Below are 8,751 nucleotides of genomic sequence, written 5' to 3'. Positions count from 1 at the left end.
TAATGAATTCATCGCGTAACTCCTTTGAGATGATGTGTTTTAGCAGATTCATTATACTTCAAAGGTGTGGTTACGCGATATTTATTTGTTCAAAAAGTTGTAAACTGCTGATCTATAATCATACAGCACTTTACCCAAGGGTTGAACTAAATCCATAACTGCTGTGAAAATTTAAAACCGTCTTTCTAAACTTCAAACATAAAGAACAGGGACCACCGCTGCGGCGGTAGTCCCTGTTCTTGAAGGAGGACAAATGTATATAAGTAACGATCAGAATTTCTGACCGGCCTTATCTTTTTTCAACCATTCAATCAAGACTTCTTCTCGGGTCTTCTTGATACGATCCAATTCTTCAGGTTTCCACTGGTATAGTCCTGTACCCGTTTTTGCGCCCAAGTTCCCTTCATCAACGCATTTTTTCATGACGGAAGAGCCTTCTTTGTCATCAGCCAAATCAGCATTCAAATACGCTGAAATATTGTAGAAAATATCAAGGCCTCCTAAATCGGCAGTTTCAAGCGGTCCTGTTACGCCTAACCGACGGCCAATGCTATACTTACAAATGAGATCAACCGCTTCGGCTGTCGCAATCCCCTCTTGTACACAATACAGTGCTTCACGAAGCAGAGCAAACTGTAACCGGTTTCCTACGAATCCTGGAGCTTCTTTCAAAAGGGCTACAGGTTTTTTCCCGATTTTTTCCATAAGCTGCCAAGTAATATCTACTGTCTCTTGGCTTGTCTTTTCGCCCGGAACGACCTCAACTAAAGGAATAAGATGCGGCGGATTCCAAAAATGAGCAACGACGAAACGTTCCGGATGTTTGAGAACGGAGGCGACTTCTGTCGGCAAAAGGCCAGAAGAGTCTGTAGCAAAAATAACATCTGGACCAAGATATTTTTCCAATTCTCCATAAACATATTGTTTAACATCCATATCTTCTGCTACCGATTCGAGGACAAAATCGGCATCCTTAGCAGCATCTTCGATAGATGTAACACCATGGATATGACTGAGTAATTCTTTTTCTTCCACTTCAGTCAGCAAATCATTGGCTTTCATGACATCTAATGTTGCATGTATATTTCGCATAGCTCGGGCAATACTGGCATCTTTACGTCCAAACATGTTTACTTCATAGCCATTCTGGGCAAACGCAATCGCTGTGCCAAACCCCATGGTACCACACCCTAAATTACAAATCCGTTTAATGTCTTTCAACTGTTTCATACTTCTACCTTCTTTCTATCACGCATAATTTTAAATAGCAAAAGGAATCACCGTTAAACCGACAACCATGATGATGCCTAATACAATAAAGGCAACGAAACTATATCCTACAAAATCTTTGAACTCTAATCCGCAAACAGCCATAAACGGAACGGCAAAGAACGGTTGTACTAATGCCGTCAAGTCCCCGCCAAACATATAAGCAATAACGGTCTGCGCATCAGGAATCCCCAATGCCTGGCCAGCCGGGATAAGGAAGGGCGCTTCAATAACCCACTTGCTGCCACCCGAAGGAATAAAGTAGCTGATAATCCCCGTCAAGATGGCTGCAATAGCAGGGAATGTCGTTTCATTACTAAAAGCGATGACCCAGGATGCAATGGTATCGACTAAGCCAGTATATTTCATGATGCCATAAATACCTGCATAGAAGGGGAACTGTAAAATAACGCCCCAAGCGGCTGGCGTCGATGCTTTGACAGCCTGTAGTAACGCAGCTGGCGAACCATAAAGCCAAATAATTAACGTCAGGAAAAGGAAATTCAAGACATTGATATCCAAGGATTTCCCTAAAACAAAGAAATGATATCCCAAATAAACTAAAAACATACATCCAATCACATAGGAACACCACGGCGTATAAGTAACCCATTCACTCGGCGTCTTAATATCCTTTTTCTTAGGCATAACCGGGGCTGTAATATTGGCTAACTCCGGATTCCACTGGGAAATAGAAATCATCTTAGTCTTATCTTTTGGCTGAAGTATGAATCCGAATAAAATTAAAATAGCAATAACTGAGAGAATTGTTAAAATCAAATTGTACGGATGGAAGATTGTCATGGAAATGGGAATGACACCTATTTCTTTAACCATAAAATGATCCGCTGTGGCTACCAATAACGGAGCAGAACCGGAAAGCCCCATATGCCAAATAAAGAAGGGCGTCCATGCAGCACCACATAAATAGCGATAATCAATAAGAATATGTTTACGTTCAGCTTGAACAGCTAAATTCTTACAAATAAGAGCTGCAAATACCAAACCAAACCCCCAATTCAAATAAAATCCGACAGATGATAACAAAACAACATAAATATAAACGGCCGTGGGAGAATTCGGTTTACTGCATACCGATGAAATAAGGCGTGTACAAACCGGAGTTGTAGCTAAAGCATAACCAGTAATAACAATCAATGACATCTGCATAGAAAATGCCAACAAAGTCCAAAATCCATTTCCCCAAGCAATGACAGTATCCAAGGGCCCTGACGAAGTAAATAGCAATGCTAAAATAAAAGCAACAATTGTTAATACGAGGGCAATAACATATGAATCAGGAACCCATTTTTGGGCAAAATCCGTAAAGTAATCGGTAAATTGCTTCTTTTCCTTAACCATACTGTTATCTCCTTTCTTTTTCATAATTTATTTGTGATGAATTTCACATTTCACAAGAGAATAGAAGCCTCCGAACTATGCAAAAGGGCGGTTTTTCCAAAATCCGAAGGCTTTTATTCATAAAAACAGGTTTTATCTTTGAGCTTTTAAATAGGAACCAAATCAATACTGCAGGCGTGTGAAACCTGCCGAAACGTTAACGTTTCATGACTCTTGCTTTACCATCTGTGACCAATTTATCATCTTGGTTGGTGACAGTGGTGCGGAAAATAATCCGATGTTTCTTATCATCTTTTTCAATACATTCGACAGTCGCGGTCAGCGTATCCCCGTATAAAACAGGTGCTAAAAAGCTGAGTTCCTGATTCATGTAAATCGTATCGATTCCAGGAAGCTCTGTTCCTAATACTGCCGAAATAAGACCAGCTGAAATCATACCATGTGCAATTCGTTGTTTAAACAGCGAGTTTTTCGCAAATTCCGCATTTACATGAACCGGATTGAAGTCCCCAGTCACGCCTGCAAAGGCATATACATCATGTTCAGAGATTGTCTTTGATAAAGACGCCTTATCTCCTACATGGATGTCTTCATAACGGACATTTCTGGCCATACTACCACCTCCTTAAAGAGCAATAACTATATCTGTAAGCCCATTGGCTTATCTTCAAAAATCCGGCTGTCCATCAATTTGACAGCATTGATAATTGGCTTAAATTCCATATGTGCCAATATATCTTTTTCCATATCAATCCCCGGAGCAATTTCAATCAATTCCATTCCAGCCGGTGTCAGTTTAAATACAGCTCGTTCCGTAACATAAAGCACAGGCTGTCCTACAGAGTTTGCATAATCGCCACTAAAGGTGATTTGTTCGACCTGCTTGAGGAACTTCTTGTTACGTCCTTCCTGAGTAATAATCAATTTGCCATCTTGAACCGTTTCTTTAAGTCCACCAGCTGTAAATGTACCGCAATAAATCACTTTTTTTGAGTTTTGCGTAATATTTATGAATCCACCACATCCGGCAACACGACCTTTGAACTTACTGACATTGATATTCCCATGTTCATCGGCTTCAGCCAACCCTAAGATAGCTAAGTCAACACCGCCGCCGTCATAAAAGTCGAATTGGTAAGGCTGGTCAAGGATAGCATATGCATTGGTAGCAGCCCCAAAACTGTTGCCGCCGGCCGGCATCCCACCGATAGTTCCCGCTTCAGTCGTCAATACCATGCTGTTGATTCCTTCTTCAGAAGCGACAGATGATACGCCTTCCGGCATACCGATACCTAAGTTGACGACAGCATCCGGAATCAATTCCATGGCACAGCGACGGGCAATAATCTTACGGTTTGTCAACGGCATAGCTGGGAGTGAATCGACGGGCACTTTCAAGTCACCATTAAAGGCTGGATTAAATTCATAATCCCAAGTCATGAAGTGGTCTGCTGCATCACTCTGGACGATGTAGTCAACTAAGACACCTGGAATTTTGACATCCTTAGGATCCAGTGTCCCACGAATGGCTGCTTTTTTAACCTGTGCAATAACAATGCCGCCACATGCATGAGCTGCTTCTGCAATGGACAGCGCTTCACCAGTTCCGATTTCTTCTTCCATCGAAATATTGCCATCCTGGTCAGCCGTTGTCCCGCGGATAATCCCAACATGAATAGGCCACGGTTTATACCAAAGCCACTCTTCATCATTCATATGAATGACTTCGACCATATCCCGGGTAGTTCCGGCATTCAGTTTGCCTCCTTCTAGGCGAGGGTCAACGAAGGTCCTCAAGCCGACTTTGGTAATCGTCCCCGGCCGATGTCCGGCAATATCCCGGAACCATTGGGAAATTGTCCCTTGGGGAAAATTATACGCAAATACTTTATTTTCCGTAATCAACTTACCGATGCGCGGCGTTAAATTAAAGTGCCCGCCGACGATGCAGCGAAGCAAGCCTTCTTCACCTAAATGATTCAGACCGCGTTCACCACCATCCCCCTGGCCAGCTGCAAAGATGACCGTTAAATCTTTCGGAGCGCCCGTTTCCTTAAACGAAGTCTGTATCTCTTTTAACACAGTTTCAGGAACTAAGCCGCCTACAAAACCACTGGTAGCAAGAATCGCACCATCTTTAATTTGTTTAACTGCTTCCGCTGCCGTTACAAATTTTGCCATATGAATCACATCTCCTTTATTATGTATTTATTCATTTTTAGTGAAGTCCCGTAACAGAGTAAATAATAATAATTACAAATACTGCAAATGTCTTCAACAAAGTAATTGCAAAAATGTTTTTATACGAACTGCGATGAGTCAGACCGCAAACAGCCAACAACGTAATGACTGCACCATTATGCGGCAGTGTATCAAGACCGCCAGAAGCCATCGAAGCAACACGATGCAGGATTTCCGGTCCCATTCCAATAGAAGTCGCCCAAGCCATCCATTCCTGAGACATCAATTCCAAAGCAATGGCCATACCGCCAGAAGCCGAACCGGTAATCCCAGCTAAAGTCGTTACACTAATAGCTTCAGATACCAGCGGCGTACCGCCAATATGAATATTAATCAGCGCATGTGCTACATGCTGGAAACCAGGGAGCTGCGAGATAACATTCCCGTAACCAACTTCCGACGCCGTGTTCATAATAGCTAAGAGTGATCCAATGGCACCGGCATTGAGAATTTTCGTTAAACGATCAATCGATTTAATTTCGCCCTTGCCAATAATCAAAGCCAGGAAAATCCCTGCTACCAATGCAATGATCAACGACCAGATACTCGCAACGTTTTTAACATGAGCCACTACAAGAGGCACGCCTTTCATCGACTGGAACGGTTCAAGAATAGCTGGATGCCAAACAACATATTCCGTAATGAGGAAGTTAATGACTAATACAGCTAACAACGGGACACATGCCAGTTTCCAAGATACCAAGGTTGCATCCGGATTGTCTTCAGGTTCATTGATGGTATGATTGCCATATCCTTCCCCTTTGGCAATCGCTTTTTTCAGACAATGGGTAAGATAAACAAAGCCACCACCGTAAATGATACAGGCACCGATAATCCCGGCTAAAGGCGCCGAATACAAGGTCGTCCCAAAATAGGCTGTCGGAATAATGTTCTGAATCTGAGGAGTCCCAGGCAGGCAGTCCATCGTCGCCGTAAAAGCCCCCAGTGCAATAATCCCCGGAAGTAAGCGTTTCGGATAATTTGCTTCTTTGAAAAGAGCCGCTGCGAAAGGATAAACAGCGAAGACGACGACGAAAAGACTGACACCACCATAGGTCAAAAGGGAAGCAGCAATAACAATGGAGAGAACTGCTTTATGGGGTTCTTTGCCAAGACCAGTAATAATGGCTTTAGCAATACTCCTGGCTAGGCCTGTATCTTCCATGACCTTACCAAAGATGGCCCCTAACAAGAAAATAGGGAAAAACGATTTAATGTAAGTAACAGCCTTACCCATAAATAACTCGGTATAGGAAGGCATGATGGCCAGCCCCGATAATGTTGCTGCTAATAAAGCCATAATCGGTGCCATCATAATAACGGAAAATCCGCGATAAGCAAAAGCAATCAATCCCAGTAAACTGAGGATAATAATGATTACACCAAAGTCCATACGTATCACTCCTTTTGGGCATAAATAAAACATTTTGTTGTTGCATAATGGTAAGAATATATAAGGCGTTTCATCGTCCCCTTATTATTTTGACCAATAAGCACAGAAGGGGTAAAGCGTCATACAATCCAAAACATTGATTCCGTTCATCACACGTGTAAATAACTGAAGTTCATTTTTCGGATGTTTTTCTTGCCTTCATGGTATCATCTCATCCATGCCTTTGTAAAATACATCGATTTCATTAAAGTAATGAATAAATTTCACGTATCCGTCAAAAAAAGGACTGTCTAACTGACAGTCCTCATTGTAGGCTGATTTAAAAATCAAATATGAAACTTTGCATTTTGTATCAAGTCTAAAAACAATTTCATCGGAGTGCTTAAAAATTTTTCTTTATGATAGGCTGCCAAAGGAATCCAAGGAAACGATGGGGTGCATAAATGCAACATTTTTACTTTTTTACTGCAAAACTTCTGGATAATCGGCTTTGGCAAAATGGTTATGCTTTCCCCATCAGATACAGCTTCTACTAATAAGTCCCATTGTGCACTTTCAAGACCAACATGAGGTATAAATCCAGCCTCTTTGCAACAATCGATAATCCGATAATAGAGCATGAAGGATTTATCAAGGACAAGGAACCTTTCATTTTTTAATTGTGAAAATGAAATGGTATCATAATTAGCTAAACGATGATGTGGAGAAACGACGCAAACAGCTTCCGATACCATAATGGGAACTTTATTGAATTCAGGATTATCAAAAGGCTCGATAATAATGCCTATATCAACGGCTCCTGACTGTGCCAGGGAAAAAGCAGTCTGTGCGCCAATCTCCATAACGCGTAAATTGATTTCCGGATACATTTGACTGTATTGATGTAGTAACGAATGAATAACAGTAATCGTGACCGGCGGAATCCCTAACGTGAGTTTTCCTCGATGGCTATGTAATAGTGTAGCCAGGACTTCCGTTTCTGATTGATAATTCGATACAATTTTAACAGCACTATTGTAAAAAATCTCCCCTGCTGAGGTCAACTTAAATTTCCGGGCTTTGCGATCAATCAACTCCGTATTATAGGCTTGTTCTAAACTTTTTATAGCCTTACTAATAGTAGACTGACTAATAAATAATGATTCAGCTGCCTTGGTAATGCTATTTTCTCGAACAGCTTCTATAAAATATGCAAAATGGTTGATATTCATCATATCCCCCCTTTTCTAAAATGATATTGTAAAGAAGGAAGTATTATTTCATAGTATTAATTATATCGTATCGTATACCAAAACGCTATTATTTTACCCCCCCTCCGTACATTTTTAGTCATATCGTATATGAATTATATTCATTAATATTTTTAGGATAAAGGCTGCCATTTCAGTGACAGCCTTACACCTATTTTACAAGTTCTCTTTCCATAGCTTGAAAGGCCGGCACATAATATTGAAGAATACGCCGTACTTTTTCTTCTACTGGTTCGCAACAATCTGGATGATACCGATCCTTCAACATCGACAGCCAAGTAGATTCGCTAACAAATAAATATCGTTCATAAGCATCTAAAAGTAATTCTTTCGGTGTCAGGGAAATGGCAAGGTCAGGATCTTTATTTTCAAGGCATTCCCGAAATACCTGTTGGCCTAAATCAAATTCGTCCATAAACCAGTGAACAATCCCATGCAATACAAAGACATTCGACAAATCTTCTTTTTTCAGACCAGAAAAATCCTTCAACCCTTGGGAAAATAATTCAAACGTTTTCATATTATCACCACCTTTAATCTTTTTCTTTCCTATAATATTATCGTATAAAATAAATTCACAAAGTGCAAAAGAGTTGAATTCATTCTAGTCATCGCTTTTATTCATGAATTTTATATTAAACCGAAAAGGGATTCGAATCCTTGACAGGATTATTTGATACATGAAATACTATTTATTGATGTTCTAATTTATCATAATGGGGGAATTTTTTCATGTATGTAAAACAAAAAACGTTATCCGTATTGCTATCAGCCACATTTGCTGCTTCCATGGCCTGGGGAACGGCTCCAGCAGATGTTTCCCAAACCTTCGCTACAAAAGCGGAGGCGTCGGTAAAAGCGCCGCTTCAGGCGAAAGCGCCGGCTTATACAGGAAAGGCATTACAGAACACTCGCAACAGCATGGTTCAGGGATATGTGCAAAATCAGGCCCTAATCTGGAAAGGAATCCCGTACGGTCAGGCAGAACGCTGGAAAGCTCCGACAGACGTCAAGGCCTGAAATGGTATCTTCGATGCGACGAAACCGGGACCTGTTGCCATTCAGGGAGCCATGGGCAAAACAAAAGGCAGTGAAGACTGCCTGAATCTCGATATTTTCCGTCCTAACAGCAGTTTACAACTTTTTGAACAAATAAATATCGCGTAACCACACCTTTGAAGTATAATGAATCTGCTAAAACACATCATCTCAAAGGAGTTACGCGATGAATTCATT

At 41.1% G+C, this 8,751-nt stretch carries 8 protein-coding genes; 1 reads left to right on the top strand and 7 read right to left on the bottom strand.

What is annotated here, in order from left to right; all coding sequences use genetic code 11:
- Positions 1-270: 270 nt before the first annotated feature.
- From ACFCTO_RS11940 to ACFCTO_RS11910, 7 genes are all read right to left on the bottom strand, one after another.
- A complete protein-coding gene (locus ACFCTO_RS11940) occupies positions 271-1,230 on the bottom strand; it encodes a 3-hydroxyacyl-CoA dehydrogenase family protein (RefSeq protein WP_370842962.1) in 960 nt (319 codons plus the stop codon).
- A gap of 30 nt (positions 1,231-1,260) precedes the next feature.
- Positions 1,261-2,631 (bottom strand): short-chain fatty acid transporter, encoded by a 1,371-nt coding sequence (locus ACFCTO_RS11935; RefSeq protein WP_292300526.1) that lies wholly within the window; start codon positions 2,629-2,631, stop codon positions 1,261-1,263.
- A 196-nt stretch (positions 2,632-2,827) separates the two neighbouring features.
- The gene (locus tag ACFCTO_RS11930; RefSeq protein WP_169013211.1) at positions 2,828-3,244 is read right to left on the bottom strand and encodes a MaoC family dehydratase; all 417 of its coding nucleotides are present in this window, start codon (positions 3,242-3,244) and stop codon (positions 2,828-2,830) included.
- A 26-nt stretch (positions 3,245-3,270) separates the two neighbouring features.
- Positions 3,271-4,812, bottom strand: a complete 1,542-nt coding sequence (locus ACFCTO_RS11925; RefSeq protein WP_292300523.1) for an acyl CoA:acetate/3-ketoacid CoA transferase — start codon at positions 4,810-4,812, stop codon at positions 3,271-3,273.
- 37 nt (positions 4,813-4,849) lie between these two features.
- The gene (locus ACFCTO_RS11920; protein ID WP_292300521.1) at positions 4,850-6,265 is read right to left on the bottom strand and encodes a GntP family permease; all 1,416 of its coding nucleotides are present in this window, start codon (positions 6,263-6,265) and stop codon (positions 4,850-4,852) included.
- A 326-nt stretch (positions 6,266-6,591) separates the two neighbouring features.
- Positions 6,592-7,479 carry a LysR family transcriptional regulator gene (locus tag ACFCTO_RS11915; RefSeq protein ID WP_499876951.1) on the bottom strand — a complete coding sequence of 296 codons (888 nt, stop codon included), beginning with the start codon at positions 7,477-7,479 and terminating at the stop codon, positions 6,592-6,594.
- Between the two features lie 187 nt (positions 7,480-7,666).
- On the bottom strand, positions 7,667-8,035 hold the full coding sequence (locus tag ACFCTO_RS11910) for a nucleotidyltransferase (RefSeq protein ID WP_302420505.1): 369 nt from the start codon (positions 8,033-8,035) through the stop codon (positions 7,667-7,669).
- A 212-nt stretch (positions 8,036-8,247) separates the two neighbouring features.
- Between ACFCTO_RS11910 and ACFCTO_RS11905 the strand changes: the two genes are divergently transcribed.
- On the top strand, positions 8,248-8,535 hold the full coding sequence (locus tag ACFCTO_RS11905; RefSeq protein WP_337506035.1) for a hypothetical protein: 288 nt from the start codon (positions 8,248-8,250) through the stop codon (positions 8,533-8,535).
- The last annotated feature ends 216 nt before the right edge of the window (positions 8,536-8,751 follow it).

The sequence above is a fragment of the Megasphaera indica genome (assembly GCF_046614755.1).
Classification (GTDB): Bacteria; Bacillota; Negativicutes; order Veillonellales; family Megasphaeraceae; genus Megasphaera; species Megasphaera intestinihominis.
The sequence above is the reverse complement of the archived record's forward strand: the minus strand, read 5'-3'. Positions and strand labels throughout refer to the sequence as shown.